At 58.4% G+C, this 22,260-nt stretch carries 19 protein-coding genes; 12 read left to right on the top strand and 7 right to left on the bottom strand.

Going from position 1 to position 22,260, the window contains the following annotated elements; genetic code table 11:
- Nucleotides 1–44: 44 nt before the first annotated feature.
- Nucleotides 45–551, bottom strand: coding sequence for a SixA phosphatase family protein (locus FE840_RS14780; RefSeq protein WP_138286256.1), 507 nt, complete (start codon nt 549–551; stop codon nt 45–47).
- Between the two features lie 288 nt (nt 552–839).
- Between FE840_RS14780 and dksA the strand changes: the two genes are divergently transcribed.
- Nucleotides 840–1,259, top strand: coding sequence for an RNA polymerase-binding protein DksA (gene dksA, locus FE840_RS14775; RefSeq protein ID WP_138286255.1), 420 nt, complete (start codon nt 840–842; stop codon nt 1,257–1,259).
- A 74-nt stretch (nt 1,260–1,333) separates the two neighbouring features.
- Here the strand turns inward: dksA and FE840_RS14770 are convergent, their stop codons facing one another.
- Nucleotides 1,334–2,695, bottom strand: a complete 1,362-nt coding sequence (locus FE840_RS14770) for a flagellar biosynthetic protein FliO (RefSeq protein ID WP_138286254.1) — start codon at nt 2,693–2,695, stop codon at nt 1,334–1,336.
- A 247-nt stretch (nt 2,696–2,942) separates the two neighbouring features.
- On the opposite strand from FE840_RS14770, the gene cckA reads away from it, so the two are divergent.
- On the top strand, nt 2,943–5,570 hold the full coding sequence (gene cckA, locus FE840_RS14765) for a cell cycle histidine kinase CckA (RefSeq protein ID WP_138286253.1): 2,628 nt from the start codon (nt 2,943–2,945) through the stop codon (nt 5,568–5,570).
- A 70-nt stretch (nt 5,571–5,640) separates the two neighbouring features.
- Here the strand turns inward: cckA and FE840_RS14760 are convergent, their stop codons facing one another.
- Together FE840_RS14760 and FE840_RS14755 are read right to left on the bottom strand one after the other, a co-directional pair.
- Nucleotides 5,641–6,567, bottom strand: coding sequence for a pseudouridine-5'-phosphate glycosidase (locus FE840_RS14760; protein ID WP_138286252.1), 927 nt, complete (start codon nt 6,565–6,567; stop codon nt 5,641–5,643).
- Nucleotides 6,564–7,541: a carbohydrate kinase family protein gene (locus FE840_RS14755; RefSeq protein WP_138286251.1), complete on the bottom strand. Its 978-nt coding sequence runs from the start codon at nt 7,539–7,541 to the stop codon at nt 6,564–6,566. Before FE840_RS14755 ends, FE840_RS14760 begins: the two co-directional genes overlap by 4 nt.
- Here FE840_RS14755 and FE840_RS14750 point away from each other — a divergent pair.
- From FE840_RS14750 to alaS, 3 genes are all read left to right on the top strand, one after another.
- Nucleotides 7,533–7,766, top strand: a complete 234-nt coding sequence (locus FE840_RS14750) for a hypothetical protein (protein ID WP_138286250.1) — start codon at nt 7,533–7,535, stop codon at nt 7,764–7,766. The two genes, FE840_RS14755 and FE840_RS14750, sit on opposite strands and share 9 nt — an antisense overlap.
- 16 nt (nt 7,767–7,782) lie before the next feature.
- A complete protein-coding gene (recA, locus tag FE840_RS14745) occupies nt 7,783–8,871 on the top strand; it encodes a recombinase RecA (protein ID WP_138286249.1) in 1,089 nt (362 codons plus the stop codon).
- A 152-nt stretch (nt 8,872–9,023) separates the two neighbouring features.
- Nucleotides 9,024–11,681 carry an alanine--tRNA ligase gene (alaS, locus tag FE840_RS14740; protein WP_138286248.1) on the top strand — a complete coding sequence of 886 codons (2,658 nt, stop codon included), beginning with the start codon at nt 9,024–9,026 and terminating at the stop codon, nt 11,679–11,681.
- Between the two features lie 68 nt (nt 11,682–11,749).
- Here alaS and FE840_RS14735 read toward each other — a convergent pair whose 3' ends face one another.
- Nucleotides 11,750–13,378, bottom strand: coding sequence for a SulP family inorganic anion transporter (locus FE840_RS14735; protein ID WP_138286247.1), 1,629 nt, complete (start codon nt 13,376–13,378; stop codon nt 11,750–11,752).
- A gap of 235 nt (nt 13,379–13,613) precedes the next feature.
- Nucleotides 13,614–14,828 (bottom strand): NADP-dependent isocitrate dehydrogenase, encoded by a 1,215-nt coding sequence (locus FE840_RS14730; protein ID WP_138286246.1) that lies wholly within the window; start codon nt 14,826–14,828, stop codon nt 13,614–13,616.
- 229 nt (nt 14,829–15,057) lie between these two features.
- Here FE840_RS14730 and FE840_RS14725 point away from each other — a divergent pair, with 229 nt between their 5' ends.
- The 7 genes from FE840_RS14725 (at nt 15,058) to FE840_RS14695 (ending at nt 20,987) form a co-directional block, all read left to right on the top strand.
- Nucleotides 15,058–15,582, top strand: coding sequence for a hypothetical protein (locus FE840_RS14725; protein WP_138286245.1), 525 nt, complete (start codon nt 15,058–15,060; stop codon nt 15,580–15,582).
- On the top strand, nt 15,579–16,172 hold the full coding sequence (locus FE840_RS14720; RefSeq protein WP_138286244.1) for a hypothetical protein: 594 nt from the start codon (nt 15,579–15,581) through the stop codon (nt 16,170–16,172). The genes FE840_RS14725 and FE840_RS14720 overlap by 4 nt, the downstream gene beginning before the upstream one ends.
- An 88-nt stretch (nt 16,173–16,260) precedes the next feature.
- A complete protein-coding gene (locus FE840_RS14715; RefSeq protein ID WP_138286243.1) occupies nt 16,261–17,100 on the top strand; it encodes an RNA methyltransferase in 840 nt (279 codons plus the stop codon).
- Complete coding sequence (gene murI / locus FE840_RS14710) at nt 17,078–17,896, top strand: glutamate racemase (protein WP_138286242.1); 819 nt, start codon at nt 17,078–17,080, stop codon at nt 17,894–17,896. The genes FE840_RS14715 and murI overlap by 23 nt, the downstream gene beginning before the upstream one ends.
- 406 nt (nt 17,897–18,302) lie before the next feature.
- Nucleotides 18,303–18,539 carry a DUF1127 domain-containing protein gene (locus FE840_RS14705; protein WP_138286241.1) on the top strand — a complete coding sequence of 79 codons (237 nt, stop codon included), beginning with the start codon at nt 18,303–18,305 and terminating at the stop codon, nt 18,537–18,539.
- Between the two features lie 162 nt (nt 18,540–18,701).
- Nucleotides 18,702–19,340, top strand: coding sequence for a LysE family translocator (locus FE840_RS14700; RefSeq protein ID WP_138286240.1), 639 nt, complete (start codon nt 18,702–18,704; stop codon nt 19,338–19,340).
- Nucleotides 19,341–19,460: 120 nt separating this feature from the next.
- Nucleotides 19,461–20,987: a helicase HerA domain-containing protein gene (locus tag FE840_RS14695; RefSeq protein ID WP_171033664.1), complete on the top strand. Its 1,527-nt coding sequence runs from the start codon at nt 19,461–19,463 to the stop codon at nt 20,985–20,987.
- A 33-nt stretch (nt 20,988–21,020) separates the two neighbouring features.
- Here FE840_RS14695 and pepT read toward each other — a convergent pair whose 3' ends face one another.
- Complete coding sequence (gene pepT / locus FE840_RS14690; protein WP_138286239.1) at nt 21,021–22,256, bottom strand: peptidase T; 1,236 nt, start codon at nt 22,254–22,256, stop codon at nt 21,021–21,023.
- Nucleotides 22,257–22,260 lie beyond the last annotated feature (4 nt).

The following is a 22,260-nucleotide window of genomic DNA, read 5'->3' as shown; positions in this document are numbered from 1 at the left end:
AAGGCCGCTTTCGCGTCCGATTATTCGTAAATGAGGCGGCCTTGTCAGGCGACCAGAAAGTCCTTCAAAGCCCAGCTGTGGCCTTGTCCGGCTAGGTCGATGGTGTCGATGACGGCGAGCCCTGCTGGCGGATAACCTTCAGGGACTGTGCGGGCCATGATGTCATCTCCGACAAGATGGGCGAAAACCTCCTCGATTGCCGGATTGTGGCCAACTACCATCATGGATGACAGACGATTGTTGGCGTTCAGGATCTCGAGATAGGTTTCGGCCGGCGCATTGTAGAGGGCATCGACAAACTGCAGTTCAACCAGACCTGAAAAGGCGCGGGTGATTGCTTCTGCCGTCTGACGGCAGCGTGTGGCCGTCGAAGAAAAGATCATTTCCGGGCGGTAGGAAAGGTCTGCGGCCCGTTCGGCAAGCAACTCCGCTTCCGCAAATCCAGCGTCCGACAGTGAACGATCGAAATCCCGACCGCCAGGCTCTGCCCATGCTGATTTTGCGTGGCGTAGCAGATAGATGCGGGATGGTGGCGTTTTCAGTGGTGTCATCTGTCAAACTTCCCGCGTCCGATCGGCACTGATCAATGAACTAGCTGTTTCCTCTGGGGTCCGTCAACTGGCAGGTTGCTTGCCTGCGTTGCTCATGAACAGCCCCTATCTGGGGAGGCGCAAGCTCGGAGTGCCGCGGGGGTCGTTCAGAATTGTGGTTAAATATTATACATTTAGATGAAAATTGTGACAGATTTAAAAATGGCGCTGTAACAGTCTGAAGACTTGAACAGCATGTTCTTAAGGGATATAGAACCGGCCATTGAGATGTTCTTCAGGAGAATCGCGTTGAGTGAGAAGATCAATCTTAGCAATTATGTCCTCTCGGAAGACGATGAGTTCATGAACGCAAACCAGCGGGCCTATTTCAGGGCCAAGCTCGTCGCCTGGAAGAATGACATTCTCCGTGAAGCGCGCGAGACGCTGGATCATCTGGCGGAGGAGAGCGCCAACCACCCCGATCTGGCTGATCGTGCTTCATCAGAGACTGACCGTGCCATCGAACTGAGGGCCCGCGACCGTCAGCGGAAGCTGATCGCAAAAATTGACGCGGCACTGCAGCGGATTGATGACGGCACTTATGGATATTGCGAAGAGACCGGTGAGCCAATCGGTCTGAAGCGACTGGATGCGCGTCCGATCGCGACCTTGTCCATCGAGGCCCAGGAGCGTCATGAGCGTCGCGAGAAGGTTTACCGCGACGAATAACCGTCGTTGCGACCATCTGAGTCATGTCAATTTCTATCCGAAAGGCCGGTCCTTGTACCGGCCTTTCGCGTTTTTCAGTTCCGGCTCGCGGAGATATCGCCAAAAATCTTCGCAATCTCGTTTTGAAGCTCCGCGTCCTTCTTTTCCGGAGAGGCGGGGCTATCGACAGGGAGGTCGGCCAAAGGATCGGGACGAACGGTCGGCAGGACGGCGGCCATGGGAAGGGATGGCCGATCCGGCATGATGGAGACCGAAGGCGCCACGTCGGGACGTGCGGCAGGGGGCGGACGCGAAATGGCATCGAGTTGCGCTTCCATTTCCTGCTCAAGAACGCGTTCGAACTCACTCAGGTTGCGCCGCTCTGCGGAGGGCTGTCCGGCACCTGACTCCGGCTCACGATTGACCGGTTTTTCCGCCACCGAAGGCGACTGTGGTGCGGTTGATGGTGCCTGTTGTCCAATCACTCTCGCGCGGGCGGCATCAAGGATATCTTGCGCCGCCGGTGCCGATATTGACGGTGGTGTGGGCTCGGTCGCCCTTGCTTGCTCAATCTTCGGCTCAACGCGGCCAAGCAAGCTTTCGTCATTGGATGGCACGGTCATCGGTTTTCCCGGTCCTTCGCCCGCCATTGGTGAAAAGGCCGGATTGAAGCCCTTCACATCCAGTGGCTTTGGGTCGGTCGGCTCCGGTCTTGCCAGATCCGGCCTCCCGACTGGGGTACGTGCTGGAGCGTCTTGCATCTCCGGCTTGCTCCTGGCCTGCCATGTGCCATCTCTCACAATCGTCTCGTTCGTCGCAAGCGCAACCGCAAGAGGGGCTGTGTATGGCTCTGATCGCTTGTTAGACGGGTTCATCTCCATTGCTGCCACCGATTTGGGGGATTGCTGCGCCTCGGCACGCTGCGGCTGCGGCTCCAGCAATGCGGCGTCAGAAATCGGTCTCGGTGATGATGCCGGGGCCAGAGGCTGCGGCTGAGAGGGTGAACTTGCCAGGTCTGTCTTCTGTTGTGCGGGCGGCTGGCTTCTGGTTTCGGCCAAGACGGGTTGCCGTTCAGGTCGCACTGGCTGTGCTAGGCTTGGAGGCGCCGAGTCCTGAATGATCTGAGCTGCTTTCTGTTGCTGTTCTGCCGGAGTCACATTGACGAAGTTGCGATTATCGCCGATCCCGCTCTCAATCACGATGTCAGTCGGTCCGCCGATCATCACAAGATGTTCGACGTCATCGCGTCGGATGAGAACGATCCGCCGCCTTGCATCGACTGCCGCAGCGTCCAGGACCTGCAACCGGGGCTGCCGATTGCGCCCGCCGCGAACAAAGGGCGAGGAAGGCCGATTTCGCATCAACCACAATACGATGAAAAGGAGGAGAAGTGCGAGGGCGACACCCAGGGCGGCCACCAAAAAGCGGCCCCCATAGGCCGAAAGCAGATCTTCCATGATGCTGTGCGCTCCCTTTTGGCTGTCGTTTTCGCAGAAGAGCCTGCTTTCCGCAATCAGGCTGCGTGGTCAACGCTCTCAAAGTGTGACACAAATTGCCGTCAGAATGCGGCATTCCTGTGGGATAGTCTTCAGAGCGGGGTTTTGAGGCCTCTCTCCGCTTTTTGCTCTTCTTGCAAATTGCTAGACAGAAGATGAGCGACGATTCCCGCTTGGGATATGGCGCGCGACCATGCACGAGGACTTCATGACAAGAAAACCCAAGGACGGCGACATCGAGGCCCCCCTGGTGGACCGTGGCAGTGGGACCGGGACCGCGTTGCGCATACTCGTTCTGGCAATCGTTCTCGTCGCGGCCTCCGTCTCCTTTGTCGTATTTCGAGACCAACTCGACAACGAGATCGTGCTCGGGATTCTGGGCATTTTGGCGATGATGGGTATATTCTTCATCGTGTCGTCGATTATCGGCTTTGTCGAGGTGATGCCGCAGTCGCAATCCGACGACCTCGCGCGGCGGTTCTTGTCCAGCCAGCCGGAAGGCACGCTGATCACGGACATCGACGGGCGCATCGTCTATGCCAATACGGCCTATGGAGAGATGACTGGCGCGCGCAAGGCGACGGAAGTTCAGACGCTGGAAGCACACTTGTCTCGCTACCGGGAGTCGAGCGAGGCGCTCTATCGTCTGACCAACGGTTTGCGCGAGGGACGTGAAAGCTATGAGGAATTCCGGCTTCTGAAACCTCTTGGGCAGGCATCCGGTCACGGATCGGGCGCCCATTGGTATCGTCTCAAGGCGCGTTTGCTCGCCGGGCAGGGGAAGGAGCGGAAACTGCATGTCTGGCAAATTTCGGACATCACAACCGAACGCGATGACCAGGAGCGGTTCTTCAAGGAGTTGCAGCATGCAATCGATTATCTCGATCACGCGCCGGCAGGCTTCTTCTCCGCAGGTCGGAAAGGCGAAATCTATTACATCAATGCGACGCTTGCCGAATGGCTTGGGGTCGATCTCACCAAATTCTCACCGGGTTCAGTGACTATTGCGGACCTGGTTGCGGGCGAGGGAATGGCGCTGATTGATTCGGTTCAGGCAGAGCCCGGTCAAGCGCGCACCGAGACACTCGATCTCGACCTCAGACGGGTTAACGGGCAGAGCCTGCCTGTGCGGCTCGTGCATCGCGTTCGCGCTGCGCGCGATGGTGCTCCGGGCGAAAGTCGGTCAATCGTGCTCGCACGGCAGGATGGCGGGACCTCCGATCAGTCTGCTTCCATCGCCTCAATGCGTTTTACCCGCTTTTTCAACAATACACCCATGGCGATTGCCTCGGTGGACGGCCAGGGGCGGATACTTCGTACCAATGCGCCGTTCATGAAACTGTTCTCCGATATCATCAGCCGCGACCAGATTGATCGTGGCGAAGTGCTGGAAATGGCTTTCCATGATGGTGAAAGGGAGCGTTTCAGGGAAGCGCTGGCGGCGGCGAAAGACAGGCAGGTCGATATTGCGCCGATCGATAGCCGGCATCCGACCAATGAAGGCCGACATTTCCGTTTCTACGTCAATGCGGTGATTGATCAGAGCGATGAGGCCCCGGAAGAGGCAGCCATCGTTTATGCCGTCGATGTCACGGACCAGAAGGCTCTGGAGGCCCAGATGGCCCAGACCCAGAAGATGAATGCCGTGGGCACGCTTGCCGGTGGTATTGCGCATGACTTCAACAATGTGCTGACGGCCATCCTGCTGTCGTCGGATCATCTGCTTTTGCAGGCAAGGCCATCCGATGCAAGTTTTGCCGACCTCATGGAAATCAAGCGGAATGCCAACCGTGCGGCGGTACTGGTGCGCCAGTTGCTCGCTTTCTCGCGCAAGCAGACAATGCGTCCTTCGGTGCTCAATCTGACCGATGTGATCGGGGATCTGCGAATGCTCGTCGACCGGCTGATCTCGGGCACGAATGTCAAGCTGAAGGTGGAGTATGGCCGTGATCTTTGGCCGGTAAAGACAGATCTTTCGCAATTCGAACAGGTGTTGATCAACCTCTGTGTCAACGCCCGCGATGCCATGCCGGAGGGTGGGACGATCACGGTATCGACCCGCAACATTGATGCCGAGCAGGTGCGTGCGTTCCAGTATCGCGGATTGCCCGAGGAAGATCTGGTGCTGATCGAGGTCGAAGACACTGGTACCGGCATCCCCGCGGATATCATGGACAAGATCTTCGAGCCGTTTTTCACGACCAAGGAAGTGGGCAAGGGAACCGGCCTGGGCCTGGCGATGGTTTACGGCATCGTCAAACAGTCTGGCGGTTACATCTATCCTGAATCGGAAGTCGGCAAGGGAACGGTGTTCCGGATCTTCCTGCCAAGGCACATCCCCGAGGTCCAGGTTGCAGCCGAGATCAAGGCTGCTACGCCGGTGTCGGGCGTTGAATCTGCCAAACTCGCCGCGCCGCCTGCCGAAGCCGAGGCGGTTGCCGAAAACCAGGATCTGACGGGCAAGTCTGCCGTTGTTCTGCTGGTCGAAGATGAGGAAGCTGTGCGCCGTGGAGGAAAGCGAATGCTGGAAACCCGTGGCTACACCGTCCACGAAGCCGGGTCAGGTGTCGAAGCCCTCGATGTCATGGACGAGCTCGACGGTCAGGTCGACATCGTCGTTTCCGACGTCGTCATGCCGGAGATGGATGGTCCGACGCTTTTGACCGAACTTCGCAAGAAGTATCCGGACCTCAAGTTCATCTTCGTCTCGGGCTATGCGGAAGACGCCTTCGCGCGCAATCTTCCGGCAGATGCCAAATTCGGCTTCCTGCCGAAACCATTCTCCCTCAAGCAACTGGCTGTTGCCGTTCGGGAAATGCTGGACGGGACCGACTAGTCCTCCAGGGAAGGTTGTCTGCCGCCGGTCCTCGGACAATGGAGGGAGCGGCGGCAGTTCCGACGGTCGGTCATTCGATCATTGCGACTGCAATTTCAGCAGCGAGGCGGGCGTTGTTTTCTACGAGGGCGATGTTGGTCCTGAGGCTCCGACCGCCAGTCAGGTGGAAGATATTGTCGAGCAGGAAGGGCGTCACGGCCTTGCCGGTGACATCCTCGCGGTCGGCATTGGCCAGCGCCCGGCTGATATAGATTTCCATTTCTTCCCTAGGGATTTCGTCGGTCTCGGGCACCGGGTTTGCAATCAGCATGCCGCCATCAACTCCAAGCTGGTCGCGGGTCTTCTGGAAGTTGGCAATCGCGGCCGGGCTGTCGAGAGACAGCGGACTTTTCAATCCCGAATCCCGCGACCAGAATGCGGGGAACTGTTCACTGCCGAAAGTCACCACTGGCACACCCCGTGTTTCCAGGACTTCCAGCGTCTTTGGAATATCAAGGATAGCCTTTGCACCGGCGCAAACCACGATGACCGGTGTCTTCACGAATTCCTCAAGGTCTGCGGAGATATCAAAGTTTTCCTCAGCACCTCGATGGACACCGCCAATGCCACCGGTGGCAAAAACGGAGATTCCGGCGCGGGCCGCTGCAATCATGGTGGCCGCAACAGTGGTCGCACCGGTGCGACGCTCTGCGATGGCAAAGGCCAGATCGGCGCGGGAAACCTTCATGACCGACTTCGCCTGGGCAAGCTTTTCCAACTGCTCGGCTTCAAGGCCAATATGGAGAGTACCATCCATGACGGCGATGGTAGCTGGCACAGCCCCGTTTTCTCGGATGATATCCTCCACACTGCGCGCCATCTCCAGATTGCCCGGATAGGGCATGCCATGGGTGATGATGGTCGATTCCAAGGCGACGATCGGTGCCTTGCGGGCCTTTGCCGCAGCAACTTCGCGGGAATAGCTAATCGGCAGGAGAGGGGAGATGCTGCGGGTCATGGATATGCCTGTCTGATGTCGTTTTCCGGGTTGAGAACTTGTGTGGCAACCGGAACTTCCTGAAGGGTCCGGTGCAGACTAACGGTGCTCAAGGCGCTTGAGGCGGCTTGTGGGGATCTGAGTGTGATGATGGCAGCTGCCGTTGCGTGGCGCAACGCTTCGGTCGTCGTGGCGCCGCTGAGGCTGGCTGAGATGAAGCCCGAGGCAAAGGAATCGCCTGCGCCAGTCACATCGGCAATTTCTTTGAGCCTTGGCGGAGCCAGTACGGCAACTTCGCGCGGGTTGAAGGCGATGGCTTCCCGGTCTCCCCGCGTTACGACGCCGCCATTCAGCCCGGCGTTGCGGAGGAGCTCTGGCCAATGATGTGGATCGGTTGGCTTTTGTCCCGCTACAACTTCGGCCTCGGCCTCGTTCATGAAGAGTGTGGTCAGTCCCCCTAGGCAACCACGAAAACGCTCGACCTTGGCCGGGGAAATGGCAATTGCATAAAGCGGTATCTGTCTCGTGCTTGCCTCGCCTGACAGAGCCTGAAGGGTTTCTGCCGAGAGGTTTGCATCGCAGATCAGCGCGGTCGCCTTATTCATCGCATTACGAACCGTCCGGGCGCGAAGACGCCGCGGTGTGAACTGCCTGTAAAGGTCCATATCTGCGACGGCAATGACGAGGTTGCCATCGGCTTCCAGAATGGCCGTGTAGCTAGGTGTCACCCGGTCGAGAAATGTCAGCGGCACATAGGCAACACCCGCCTCTTCCGCCGCGACACGAACGGTTTCGCCGGCCTGATCGCCGCCACGAGGCGCAATCATCGCGACTTCATGACCCAGCCTCGCAAGGTTTCTGGCCGCGTTGAACCCGCCGCCGCCCGCCTCTTCGGTGAAGCGGCCTGGATTGCTCGCGCCGGGAAAGGTGCGCCCGGAGATCTGGCCGCGCCGGTCGAGATGCGCACCGCCCAGGACCAGTATAGAGTGATTCATCGCATTGCTTTCATAACTGCTGCCAAGGTTCGGAATCCAAGGCTAAATTACAGAAAGACACGAGCTGAAGCGCGGTGTCAAGTTTTTGCAGAACAGCTAAAAACAAAGCCAGAACATGGGGTTATTTCCTGTTTGATTCCAGAAGCTTCACAGGCACTTGCGCAACAAGAACAAAAAGAGTACAAAATCGACATTGCAGCTTCATTGCCTATGCGGCTTGAATAACCTAAAGGTGGATCAAATGGCACAGAACTCTTTGCGGCTCGTAGAGGAAAAATCGGTGGATAAAAGCAAGGCATTGGAAGCAGCCCTTTCGCAGATCGAACGCTCGTTCGGCAAGGGCTCGATCATGAAACTCGGCGCAAACGAGAGCGTCGTTGAGATTGAAACGGTTTCCACTGGTTCGCTCAGCCTTGATATTGCTCTTGGTATAGGCGGTCTGCCGAAAGGCCGTATCATCGAGATCTATGGTCCTGAGAGTTCTGGTAAGACGACGCTTGCGTTGCAGACGATTGCGGAAGCGCAGAAGAAGGGTGGCATCTGCGCCTTTGTCGATGCTGAACATGCGCTTGATCCGGTCTATGCCCGCAAGCTTGGCGTTGATCTGCAGAACCTTCTCATTTCCCAGCCGGACACCGGTGAGCAGGCGCTCGAAATCACCGATACGCTTGTCCGCTCCGGTGCCATTGACGTTCTCGTTGTCGACTCGGTAGCCGCCTTGACGCCACGGGCAGAAATCGAAGGTGAAATGGGCGACAGCCTGCCGGGCATGCAGGCCCGCTTGATGAGCCAGGCGCTGCGCAAGTTGACGGCGTCGATTTCGCGTTCGAACTGCATGGTGATCTTCATCAACCAGATCCGCATGAAGATCGGGGTGATGTTCGGCTCGCCCGAAACGACGACAGGCGGTAACGCTCTGAAGTTCTACGCCTCCGTGCGCCTCGACATCCGCCGGATCGGCGCCGTCAAGGATCGGGAAGAGGTTGTTGGCAACCAGACCCGCGTGAAGGTTGTCAAGAACAAGATGGCGCCGCCCTTCAAGCAGGTCGAGTTCGACATCATGTATGGTGAGGGCGTATCAAAGACCGGTGAGTTGATCGATCTCGGTGTGAAGGCTGGCATCGTCGAAAAGTCGGGTGCCTGGTTCTCCTACAACAGCCAGCGTCTGGGTCAGGGGCGTGAGAATGCCAAGCTTTTCTTGCGTGACAATCCGGCAGTTGCCCAAGAGATCGAATTGTCGCTCCGACAGAATGCCGGCTTGATTGCCGAGCGGTTCCTTGAGAATGGCGGGCCGGATGGTGACGATTCGGCTGTTGATCCGGACGCGTGATCTTCTCTGCTGGGTGTTGAATGATGCCGGTTCCACGTCGAAAGAGGTGGGGCCGGTTTTCTTTTGTGTGCTGGACAGGTGCACGGCCCAACGATAAAAGCCATTGATTTTCTGAGATGAGGCCGAATTGAGGCCGAGGTAAAGGGCGTGCCATGAGCGGTGTAAATGATATCCGGTCCACTTTCCTGGATTACTTCAAGACCAATGGCCATGAGGTCGTTTCGTCGAGCCCGCTCGTTCCGCGCAACGACCCGACCCTGATGTTCACCAATGCCGGAATGGTTCAGTTCAAGAACCTGTTTACCGGCCTTGAGACGCGGCCTTATTCGACAGCCGTCACGGCCCAGAAATGCGTCCGTGCCGGTGGCAAGCACAATGACCTCGACAATGTCGGTTACACGGCGCGCCACCACACTTTCTTTGAAATGCTCGGCAATTTTTCCTTTGGCGACTATTTCAAGGAGCGCGCCATCGAGCTTGCCTGGAACCTGATTACCAAGGAATTCGGCCTCGACAAGAAGCGATTGCTGGTGACGGTCTATCACACGGATGACGAGGCCCATGGCCTGTGGAAGAAGATTGCCGGTCTGACTGATGACCGGATCATCCGGATCCCGACAAGTGATAATTTCTGGGCGATGGGTGATACCGGACCTTGCGGTCCGTGTTCTGAAATCTTCTATGACCACGGCGACCATATCTGGGGTGGTCCTCCGGGCTCTCCTGAGGAAGATGGCGATCGCTTCATCGAGATCTGGAACCTCGTCTTCATGCAATATGAGCAGGTGACGAAGGAAGAACGCATCAATCTGCCGCGTCCTTCGATCGACACAGGCATGGGACTTGAGCGCGTCGCTGCAGTTTTGCAGGGTCGCCACGACAATTATGACATCGATCTGTTCCGGGCGCTGATTGAGGCGTCCGAGGATCTGACGGGCGTCAAGGCCGAGGGTGAGCGGCGGGCCAGCCACCGCGTCATCGCGGACCACCTCCGCTCTTCCGCCTTCCTCATTGCCGACGGTGTTCTGCCGTCCAACGAAGGGCGCGGCTATGTGCTGCGACGGATCATGCGTCGGGCCATGCGGCACGCGCAGCTTCTGGGCGCTCGTGAACCGGTGATCTTCAAGCTGCTGCCGACACTCGTGCAGCAGATGGGGCGTGCCTATCCTGAGCTTGGACGTGCAGAAGCCCTGATTTCTGAAACGCTGAAGCTGGAAGAAACGCGCTTCCGCAAGACCCTGGAACGGGGTCTGTCCCTGCTCTCCGATGCGACATCCAGTCTCGGCAAAGGCGACAGCCTTGATGGTGAAACCGCATTCAAGCTCTACGACACCTATGGCTTCCCGCTGGACCTGACCCAGGATGCGCTGCGCGGTCGCGGCATCGGCGTGGACCTCACAGGCTTCAACGATGCCATGCAGCGTCAGAAGGCGGAAGCGCGGGCCAATTGGGCAGGATCCGGCGACAAGGCAGCCGAAACCATCTGGTTCGAGCTGAAGGATCGTTTCGGGGCTACGGAATTTCTGGGCTATTCTTCCGAGACAGCCGAAGGTGAAATCCAGGCTCTGGTGCGGGATGGCGCCTCAGTCGAGGTCGCGTCGGCGGGCGATAGCGTTCAGGTCGTTGTCAACCAGACACCGTTTTACGGGGAGTCGGGTGGTCAGATGGGCGATACCGGTGAAATCATCGGTGAAGGCTTCGTTCTCGATGTCAGCGATACCCAGAAGAAGGGCGAGGGTCTCTTCGTTCATGTCGCCACGGTCCGCGAGGGTCGTGTCAAGATTGGTGCCGCGGTCAGCTTGAACGTAGATCACAATCGTCGTTCGCGCCTGCGCGCCAATCACTCCGCGACCCACCTGTTGCACGAGGCGCTGCGTGAGGTGTTGGGGACACATGTCGCACAGAAGGGATCGCTTGTTGCGCCTGACCGCCTGCGCTTTGACATTTCCCATCCCAAGCCCATCCTGGCGGACGAGCTCAAGATCGTGGAGGAGATGGCGAATGAGATCATCGTCCAGAACTCTCCGGTCACGACCCGTCTGATGGCGGTTGACGACGCGATTGCCGAAGGTGCCATGGCATTGTTTGGCGAAAAATATGGTGATGAGGTGCGCGTCGTGTCGATGGGGCAGGCGGTGCGTGGCGATAAGGCCGGCCGGCCTTATTCGATCGAATTGTGCGGTGGAACGCATGTGTCGGCGACCGGGGACATCGGTCTTGTCCGTCTCGTGGCGGAGAGTGCGGTGGGTGCAGGCGTTCGACGTCTTGAAGCACTAACGGGTGAAGCGGCGCGCGCTTATCTGGCTGAGCAGGACGAGCGGGTAAAGACGCTCGCGTCGACCCTTAAGGTTCAGCCCGCTGATGTGGTGACACGTGTCGAAGCCCTGATGGACGAGCGCCGCAAGCTGGAAAAAGAACTGGCGGATGCAAAGCGCAAGCTTGCCATGGGCGGCGGAACAGCTGGCGGTGGTGACACCTTCCGCGATGTTGCTGGCATCAAGTTCGTCGGCAAGACGCTTGCCGGTGTCGAAGCCAAGGATCTCAAGGGCATGGCTGATGAAGCCAAGGCCGGTCTTGGCTCAGGCATTGTGCTGCTGATTGCCGTGTCCGAAGATGGCAAGGCAAGCGCGGTCGTTGCGGTGACCGAAGATCTGGTCTCGCGCTTCAGCGCCGTTGATCTCGTGCGTGTTGCCTCGGCTGCCTTGGGTGGCAAGGGCGGCGGCGGTCGGCCGGACATGGCCCAGGCAGGCGGCCCGGACGGTGCTCAGGCAGAGGCTGCGATCGAGGCTGTCGTCCAGGCAATTTCCTGACCATAGGCAGTCGCTCCATGTAAGTTCATGGACGTGGCTTCCTGTCGTTACGATGAAGAGGCCCGCGCTCAGCGTGGGCCTTTTTCCGTTTGGGGTAGCGTTTCAAGCTCCTGCATCGATCTTACGAAGAGCAGATTGGCGTCATGCAGTTCATGGTGCACGAGCATTTCTTTCAGTTCAGGCGCTGACGCGACAATCACCGTTCTGATCCCCTTCCGGGATGCCTTGCGGATGGTGCCCGCCAGAACATAGGCGCCAGTCGAATCCATCATGCTGAGCGTACTGCAGTCGAAGACGATGGTCCGGTGTCGATCCGGGATGCGGTCGAGAAGGAGGCCTGCGGTTGCCGCCGCACCGAAGAAGAAAGCGCCGTCCAGCCGGTAAATCACGGTTTCCACGTCCAGGTTTTCGACGGGGCGCTCGGCGGTTTCGGGTACGATCCGCATGCTTTTCGACATGCGATGAATGAATAGAAGCGACCCGAGCGCAAATCCGACAATGATGCCTTCAGTTAGGTCGCGGAATATCACGAGCAGGAATGTAACCATCATGATGACGGCTTCTCCGCGCGAGGACTTGATGAGCGCGATGATGGCGGGCCGTTCGATCATGTTCCAAGCGACGACCGCAAGCACGCCGGCGAGCGCGGCAAGCGGGATATAGGCTGCGAGCGGTGCGGCCACCAGCATGAAAAGGAGGAGGAAGAGGGCGTGGAGCATGCCCGATACAGGGCTTGTTGCGCCCGCGCGCACATTCGTTGCTGTTCTTGCAATCGTGCCGGTCACGCAAATGCCGCCGAAGAGAGAGGAGCCGATATTGGCAACGCCTTGGGCGAGCAATTCGGTGTTGGAGCGATGCCTGCGCCCGGTCATGCCGTCGGCAACCACGGCAGACAGGAGGGATTCGATTGCGCCGAGCAGAGTGAAGGCAATGGCATCCGGCAGGATGGCGACGAACAAGTCCCACGAGAAGGCGGGGAGTGCCGGGGCCGGCAGCGTGTTGGGGATCCCGCCAAACTTCGATCCGATGGTTGCAACAGGCAGAGCAAGAACAAGAGCGAGGACTGAAGCAAGTGTGACGGCAATCAGAAGCCCGGGCCAGCTAGGGCGCATCCGCCTGAGAATGATGATCACGGCGATGGTGAAAAGGGCAATGCCGGTTGCTGGAAGGCTGAGTGTCGGGAGACTGGCCATGAGCATAGGCAGCTTCTCGGACAGCGGGCCGGGCTCCGGACCGCTCATTGCCAGCCCGAAAAGCTCGGAGATCTGGCTGGCGAAGATGATGACAGCAATGCCGGCGGTGAATCCTATCGTCACCGGATAGGGGATGAACTTGATATAGTCGCCGAGTCTCAACACGCCGCAAAGCATCAGCAACAGCCCGGAGACGAATGTCGCGAGAAGCAGACCTTCAATCCCATGCAGGGTGACGGTTGTCGAAACGAGCACGATAAAAGCGCCGGCGGGGCCACCGATCTGGTGTCTGCTCCCGCCCAATAGTGAGACGAGGAACCCGCCGATGATCGCGGTATAGAGGCCGCGATCAGGCGTAACGCCCGAGGCGATGGCAATGGCCATGGACAGGGGCAGGGCGACTATTGCAACTGTCAAACCTGAAAGCGCATCCGCCCGCAGGCGTCCGAGGCTATAGCCCTCGCGAAAGACGCTGACGGTTTTCGGTAGCAAGACTTCGCGCATGATGTGCCCTGATCGCCACGATTCCCCTCCGTAGCGATCCCCTCCTGACATTGCGCATAGGACGCTGAGTCTGGTGCCTTTGCAATGCCACCAAAGCAGGGTGGACAGTCCAAGCTCTTCGCCTGCGTCGCTGTCGGCCAAACGCGGAGGGTCGGGATGGCGGCGCGGTCGACCGCACAAAAGAAAACCCGGCGCCTGGCCGGGTTTCCGAATTCATGCATCCTGACCGAATGCATCAGGCGGCCATGGCCTTCTTCAGGTTTTCATCGACCTTGTCGAGGAAAGCCGTGGTCGAGAGCCAGGGCTGGTCCGGACCGATCAGCAGCGCCAGGTCCTTGGTCATGAAGCCCGACTCGACCGTTGCAATGCAGACCTTCTCGAGTGTCTCGGCGAACTTTGCGAGTTCGGCGTTGTCATCCAGCTTGGCGCGGTGGGCGAGGCCACGGGTCCAGGCAAAGATCGAGGCGATCGAGTTGGTCGAGGTTTCCTGGCCCTTCTGATGCTGGCGGTAGTGACGTGTCACGGTGCCGTGGGCCGCTTCGGCTTCAACGGTGCGACCGTCCGGAGACAGCAGCACGGACGTCATTAGGCCGAGCGAACCAAAGCCCTGGGCAACGGTGTCGGACTGCACGTCGCCATCGTAGTTCTTGCAGGCCCACACATAGCCACCGGACCACTTCAGAGCGGAGGCGACCATGTCATCGATCAGGCGGTGTTCGTAAATGATGCCGGCGGCCTCGAACTGAGCCTTGAACTCGTTCTCATAGACTTCTTCGAAGATGTCCTTGAAGCGGCCGTCATAGGCCTTGAGGATGGTGTTCTTCGTGGAGAGGTAGACCGGCCATTTGCGCATCAGGCCGTAGTTCATCGACGCGCGTGCGAAGTCACGGATCGAATCGTCGAGGTTATACATTGCCATGGCAACGCCCGAAGACGGAGCGTTGAAGACTTCCTTTTCGATGACCTGGCCGTCTTCACCGACGAACTTGATCGTCAGCTTGCCCTTGCCCGGGAATTTGAAATCCGTTGCGCGGTACTGGTCGCCGAACGCGTGGCGGCCAACAACGATCGGCTTGGTCCAGCCGGGAACCAGACGCGGAACGTTCTTGCAGATGATCGGCTCGCGGAAAATGACGCCGCCGAGGATGTTGCGGATCGTGCCGTTCGGGCTCTTCCACATTTCCTTGAGGTTGAATTCCTTCACGCGGGCTTCGTCAGGCGTGATGGTTGCACATTTGATGCCGACGCCGTGCTTCTTGATGGCGTGGGCCGCGTCGATCGTTACCTGGTCGTTCGTTGCATCACGGTTTTCCACCGAGAGGTCATAATACTCGATGTCGAGATCGAGGTAGGGCAGGATCAGCTTGTCCTTGATGAACTGCCAGATGATGCGGGTCATCTCGTCGCCATCGAGATCGACGACCGGGTTGGCTACCTTGATCTTGTTCATGCAAATCCTCGCTCGGTATGAAACTGAGGGATGTTTGTCCCTCTGGTTAAAGTCGCCCGGCTATAGCATTCCAGCGGAAGAACGCAAAGCGCTGGGTCTGCCGATCACGTGAAAACCTCGACAAAATGATACCAACAATGGTCGCATTTCCTGCTTCAAGGCAGCTTGAGCTCAGCGACTTTAAAACTACAGTCGAACCAGTCCTGTCCAGTCAGCTTCGGATCGTTTGATGAAGTACCTGCCTCTCGCCCTGCTTGTCCTTTTCGTGACGCCAGTCGCTCATGCGGATGACGGGACGGGGGCTGTGCGTGAGGTCATTGACGCCACTGCAGCAAACTGGCTCCCGGAGAGCCTGGGCAATGAGGAAGATGTCTTTTCGGAAGATCGTCTCAGCCGGCTTTTCAGCAAAGATTTCCGCACCGCCTACCAGCTGGCATCGCGCAATCCGCCCTACGATCTGGCCGAAGGCGAAACCACCGGCTTTCCCTTCGACTATGATCCGATTGCGCAGGGGCAGGACGGTTGTTCGTTCGAAAACATCCGCATCGAAAATGACGGAGACGGCCAAATCGCGGCGATCTTCAACAATCGCCGCTGTTTCAGCGACGACCCCTCGGAGGCACCCGATACGGTGCTGATCTTCCATGTCATTGAGGAGGGCGGACGAACCGTCATTGATGATATCTATCCGGTCGAGAACCATCAAACTGGCAAGTCGATCAAATCTGAACTCAAGCAGACGGCTGGCCAATGACAAGACGCTTCAAAACGACGTGGATTGCTCCTGCGGCCCTTTTCTTCATTGTCTCGGCTGTTTTCCTGAGCCCTGAGGCTGCCAAAGCAGATGATCCGACCTTGCCGGTCAGGCAGGTCATGGTGGTGGCGGGACTAACGGATCCGAAAATCGAGCCGCCGCTCGAGGATGGCTATTTCAACGATGTCTATCTGCAGACCGTCTATAGCAAGAGCTTTGCCAACGTCTATCGGATGGCCCGATATGGTGACGAACTGGGTGACAATCAGGGCTACCTGCTCGGTTTCGATGCCGTCATCGGTGGCCAGGACAGCTGCCCGTTGAAGGACGGGCGCTTTGAGGTTCTGCCGCAGAAGGGGCAGGTCATTCCGGTTGCGGTCTATTTCGATGCGGTGTCCTGCTGGGGCTGGACGCCCGATCTGAAGACCCCGAACACGATTTTCCATGTCATCCGCGAAGATGACCGCTTTGTCATCGATGACTTCTGGTCCGATGAATACAATGGCGGCGATGCAGCCACATCGATCAAGCGCCAGTTTGCCGATCTCGCCAAGGGGCAGATAGATTTCTTTCGGACGAACGAGTGGTGAACCCTTCTGGTGGATGAGGCGGGCAGCTGCTCTTTGCCTCGGCTGAAATCTGTGTCATGGACCCTCAGATTTCTTCAAGGGGTACTCCATGGCAGGAACAAACAGCGAGCAGGTTCTGCTGGCCGAAGGGCCGGCGATCATTCTGGTGGAGCCGCAGCTTGGCGAAAACATCGGAATGGTGGCGCGAGCGATGGCCAATTTCGGTCTTGCGGAATTGCGTATTGTGAACCCTCGTGACGGATGGCCATCTGAAAAGGCGAGGGCAGCGGCCTCAAAGGCTGATCACGTCATCGACGGCGTCATGGTGTATGAGCGGCTTGAGGATGCGATTGCCGACCTGAATTTTGTCTATGCTACGACAGCCCGGTTCCGCGATGGTTTCAAACCCGTGCGCTCGCCCGTGACAGCTTCGCAGACGCTGAGGCAAAAGTTTGTTGCTGGCGAGAAAACCGGCATCCTGTTCGGTCGTGAAAAATCCGGCCTCTCCAACGAAGAGGTCGCGTTGGCTGACGAAATCGTGACCTTTCCGGTCAATCCGGCCTTTGCATCGCTGAACATTGCGCAGGCGGTGCTGCTGATGTCGTATGAATGGATGAAGTCCGGCATGGAGGACCTTGCCGCTGTGCCATTCGATGCCGTGGAGCAGACGCCGGCGACCAAAACCGAGTTGATTGGCCTCTTCGAGCATCTCGAGGACGCACTCGACGCTCGAAATTATTTCCATCCAGCCTCCAAAAAGCCGAGAATGGTGGAAAATCTGCGGGCGGTGCTTTCCCGTCGCGCATTCACGTCCCAGGAGATCAAGGTGCTCAGGGGTGTCGTGTCGTCGCTTGACCGCTTTCAGCGCAGGTGGGCGGCAAAGGACGTAAAAACTGGGGCGGCGACAGGGGACGGGCAAGACGCAGATGGAAACGCAGAGACGGCATGAACTGAAGCCGATCCTGGTCTTTGATTCCGGCATTGGCGGGCTCACCGTCCTGCGCGAGGCACGTCTGATCATGCCGGAGCGCAGCTTCATCTACGTGGCTGATGACGCAGGCTTTCCCTATGGCGGCTGGGCGGAAGCGCCGCTGAAGGATCGCATTCTTTCACTCTTTGCCGAGCTTCTGGTTCGATACGAGCCGGAGGCGGTGATTGTTGCCTGCAACACGGCCTTCACGCTTGCCGGCGCTGATCTGCGCGCCGCATTTCCCCACATGCATTTTGTGGGGACTGTTCCGGCCATCAAACCCGCTGCCGAGCGGACCCGATCCGGCATGGTGTCCGTTCTTGCCACACCCGGCACCGTGAAGCGCGCCTATACGCGGGATCTCATTCAATCCTTCGCCAGCCAGTGCCATGTCCGGCTCGTCGGCTCGGAAAATCTTGCCCGCATGGCAGAGGCCTATATTCGCGGTGAAAACCTCGATGATGCGGCTGTCTTGGCCGAGATTGAGCCCTGTTTTGTCGAGCAGGAGGGGCGGCGGACCGACATCATTGTGCTCGCCTGTACCCATTATCCCTTCCTTGCCAATGTCTTCCGCCGGCTTGCCCCATGGCCGGTTGACTGGCTTGATCCAGCTGAGGCGATTGCAAGACAGGCTCGTCGCATCGTGCCTCTCGTTGAGAACGAGGATTGGGCACATGGACATGACTTTGCAGTCTTTACCTCCAAACGTCCCGGCTTTTCCACGATACGCCTGTTGCAGGGCGCGGGACTTCGCCTTGAGACCATGGCGAGCTGATCGCATGTCCACGCCGTGAAGGCGGCCGCAGCCTGTGTTGCTATTTCGCAACAAAATTGGTTGGATTTTCGCAATCCGAAATTGCAGGCTTGTCTGTCGTAAATGATCGTGGCAGTTTGTCGCAGTCCGCAACTCGAACTAACAGGAGGCGTAAATGATGACTTTGAACGTGCAAATGCGCCGAACTGGCGGATGTGGTCGTGCCACCAAGGCGCTCTGCGCGCAGATCATCGGTCGCACCTCCTGAACGGCAGATTCCGCCGTTTTCCCAGCCTTTTGGCATCTTTCTGAAACCTTTGACGTGACTGGCTGATCCCTCGAGCTTGCGCTCGCCGTTTTTCTGTCCACGCGCGTCCCATTCCCATCGAAAGGACCTGGTTGCTATGTGCGCCGGGGCGGAACCACCATGCGTGATGCACAATTTTTAGTTGCTGATTCATTAAACGATGCTGTTGAAGAACTGTCGCGGAAGTTCGGTCTGTGGCGGAGCATCGTTGCGCTCTTGCATCTGGCCTGGCAGCAGAGGCGCGCCGGCAATCAGGTGCGCTACCTGTCCAATCATCTGCGGCGGGACATCGGCCTGCCCGAAGCGCCTGATCGCTCTCACCAGGAGAAGCTTGACCTGTGGATGATTCGGTTCTGATGGGGCTGAAACCGCCTGACGCCGGCTGCTGATCCGGTTCGCTGCGATCCCGTCGCGTGCCGGATCTGCTCTTGGGTCGTTCCAAGTAGCGGTCATGCGATCATCCTTGCGAATCCTTTGTTCGCGTGGCTTGCTCCTATCCTGACAGAAGGGGACTCAACGATGTCGATCGAAAACTGGCTCGCCTTTGCCACCGCCTCCGCGGTTATTCTTGCGATTCCGGGACCGACCATTCTTCTTGTCGTATCCTATTCCATAAGTCATGGTCGAAAGGTGGCGATGGCAACGGTTGGTGGCTTGGCGTTGGGCGACTTTACCGCTATGACTGTGTCAATGCTCGGGCTTGGCGCTCTGCTTGCGATTTCTGCCACGCTCTTCACAGTATTGAAGTGGATCGGTGCGGCCTACCTCATCTATCTCGGGATCAAGCTCTGGCGTGCACCGGTGTCAGCTCCGCACGTTGATGGCAATGACACCCCCATGGACGTCAATTCCACGCGGGTTTTCCTTCACACCTATGTTGTAACTGCGCTGAACCCGAAGAGCATCGTGTTTTTCGTTGCCTTCCTGCCGCAATTCATAATCCCGTCTGAACCTCTTCTGCTGCAGATGGTCGTTTTTGAAGTGACGTTCCTTGTTCTCGCCACACTGAATGCGGCCCTTTACGGCGTTTTGGCTGCTGCCGCGCGGGAGAAAATCCGCGAACCGCGTGTCCAATCCATCGTCAACCGGACAGGTGGTTCGCTGATGATCGGTGCTGGTCTTCTGGCGGTCGGCTGGAAGCGGGCGATCTCGGCCTAATTCCCTGTTGATGGGGGCGTGTTCGACCGCGCCCTTAGGTGAAAAATTTGTTAAAGGGCCCAAGACGTCACGCGCGTTTGAGCGCGGGTGAGGGGCGTATCAGCATTCGAGGTGAGTTCTGTGAAAGTCGGTATCGATATGGGAAGTGTGCAGGGTGGCCAGCCTGCAAAGCTTGATATCGAGGAACTGCTTGCAACACGTCTTCTCGTTCAGGGCAATTCCGGTTCCGGAAAGTCTCATCTGTTGCGCCGCTTGCTTGAGCAATCGGCGCAATGGGTCCAGCAGGTGATCATTGATCCCGAAGGGGATTTCGTCACCCTGTCGGATCGCTATGGGCATGTGGTCGTGGATGGTGAGCGTACCGAGGCGGAGCTCGCCGGCATTGCAGACCGTATTCGCCGGCATCGGGTGTCTTGCGTGTTGACACTGGAAGGACTTGACGTCGAGCAGCAGATGCGTGCCGCTGCCGCCTTTCTCAACGGCCTGTTTGATGCGGATCGCGAATTCTGGTTCCCGGTGCTCGTTGTTGTCGATGAGGCGCAGATGTTTGCCCCGTCGGTTGGTGGCGATGTATCCGAAGATGCGCGCAAGATGTCGCTCGGGGCCATGACCAATCTGATGTGTCGTGGACGAAAACGCGGCCTGGCCGGGGTGATTGCGACCCAGCGTCTCGCCAAACTCGCCAAGAATGTTGCTGCTGAAGCCTCCAACTTCCTGATGGGGCGAACCTTCCTCGATATCGACATGGCGCGTGCGGCGGATCTGCTCGGCATGGATCGGCGTCAGGCGGAGATGTTCCGCGACTTGCAGCGCGGCAATTTCGTGGCGCTTGGCCCGGCGCTGTCCCGCCGGCCCTTGCCGATCGTGATCGGAGCTGTGGAAACGTCGGCGCGTTCCTCTTCGCCAAAGCTGATGCCGCTGCCGGATGCGCCTCAGGACGTGGAAGATCTGATCTTCACGCCGGACCCGGAAGAATTCACCCGTCCGATCGTGCGCCGCGCGCCGCCGCAGCCCAGACCGACAACGGATATCCTGGCCGAACTGTCGCGCTCTCAGCCTGCTGCCCTTGCGCCCATATCAACGGATAGTCCGGCACCCAGCCGCGCAGCCGAGTTGACTGCGGAAGAGCGCGAGGAACGTCTTTCGGCGGTCCTTGCCGAAATTCTGGCTGACCCGCAGGCAGCTTACAGGACAGACAGTGTCCTCTATCAGGAATTTCTCGTCCGCGCCCGCATGCGGCGCGTCAGCGGCCCGCCGATGCCGATGGGCGAGTTCCGCCGCCGGGTGGCGATTGCAAGGGCCGGTGTAGACGAGGAAACAGCTGCGAGCGACGGATGGCAAACGGCGCTGCAGCTCTCCGCGCGTGTCTCTGATGATCTGCAGGGCGTGTTCCTGCTGCTCGCCACGTCTGCCATTCGCGGAGAGGCCTGCCCCTCAGACATGCGAATTGCCAAGGCTTATGGCACGCATTCGGCCCGGCGCGCGCGCCGCCTGCTCGGCTATTTCGAGGAGCAGGGGCTCATCGTGGTCCACACCGATTTCTCCGGCAAGCGGATCGTGGCCTTTCCCGATCTTGAAGCGGAGACGCAGCCGGGGGATCCGAATGCGATCGAAGAGGACGGGCCTTCGCAATCGGCGGCTGAATAGGGGTGGTTGCTCTCTGATGGAAGCAGAACGGGTTCAGTCTGCCCGCTCTTCCCAGACCTTGACCAGCTCGATGATCGTCTTCACGGACGCTTCCATATCCTGAACGCTGACCCATTCGAGTGGCGAGTGATAGGCGTGGCCGCCGGTGAAGATGTTGGGGCAGGGCAGGCCCATATAGGAAAGCCTTGATCCGTCGGTTCCGCCGCGAATGCTGTGGAGTACTGGCGTCAAACCGGCGCGTCTCACGGCTTCTGCCAGGTTGTCCATCACTTCCGGATGGCGATCGAGCACCTGTTTCATGTTTCGATACTGGTTTTTCACTGTGAAGCGATAGGTCGAGCCGGGATAAGATGTCATCACGTCCTTGACGATGGACTCGACCAGCTTTTCCATCTCTGCCAGCCCTTCATCGATGAAGTCCCGGATGATGAGCTCTATTCTTGCGCCTTCCATCGCGCCACTGATCGAGACCGGATGGATGAAGCCCTGTTTGCCCTCTGTCGTTTCGGGAGCCAGGTTCTTCGGCAGGCGGGAGACAATCTCGCTTGCAATTTTGATCGCATTTTCCATCCGATCCTTGGCATAGCCGGGATGCATGGCAACACCGGTAATCTCGATCGTGACACCGTCTGCAGAGAAGGTCTCGTTTTCGATCTCTCCGACGGTTGAGCCGTCGAGCGTATAGCCGAATTGCGCGCCGAGTTTCTTGAGGTCAACCTTGTCGGCACCGCGACCGATCTCTTCATCGGTGGTGAAGAGGATCTTGACTATACCGTGGCGGATGTCCGGATTGGCCATCAAGGTGGCCGCTGCGGTCATGATTTCGGCAATGCCCGCTTTGTCATCGGCGCCCAGCAGTGTGGTGCCATCCGTCGTCACGATGTCGTTGCCAATCTGGTTCTTCAGTTGCGGATGGGCATCCACCTTGATGACCTGGCTGCTGTCGGCGGTCAGCACAATGTCGCCACCCTGATAATTCCGAACGATCTGGGGTTTGACGTTGGTGCCGGTGAAATCCGGGGCCGTGTCCATGTGCGAGCAGAAGCAGATGGCAGGAACCGATTTATCCGTGTTTGCCGGAATGGTCGCATAGACATTGCCGTGTTCGTCCAGATGGGCATCTGCAAGGCCGAGAGCCAGCAGTTCATCGACCAGTACACGACCGAGGTTCTTCTGCTTCTCCGTAGACGGCTGAGACATCGAGGACGGATCGGACTGCGTATCGATCACGACATAGCGGAGGAAACGGTCGAGGACGGTGTCGCTCATCATG

Source organism: Peteryoungia desertarenae (genome assembly GCF_005860795.2).
In the GTDB taxonomy this organism is placed as follows: domain Bacteria; phylum Pseudomonadota; class Alphaproteobacteria; order Rhizobiales; family Rhizobiaceae; genus Allorhizobium; species Allorhizobium desertarenae.
Note: the sequence above shows the minus strand (reverse complement) of the source record. Positions and strands in the feature narration are given on the sequence as shown.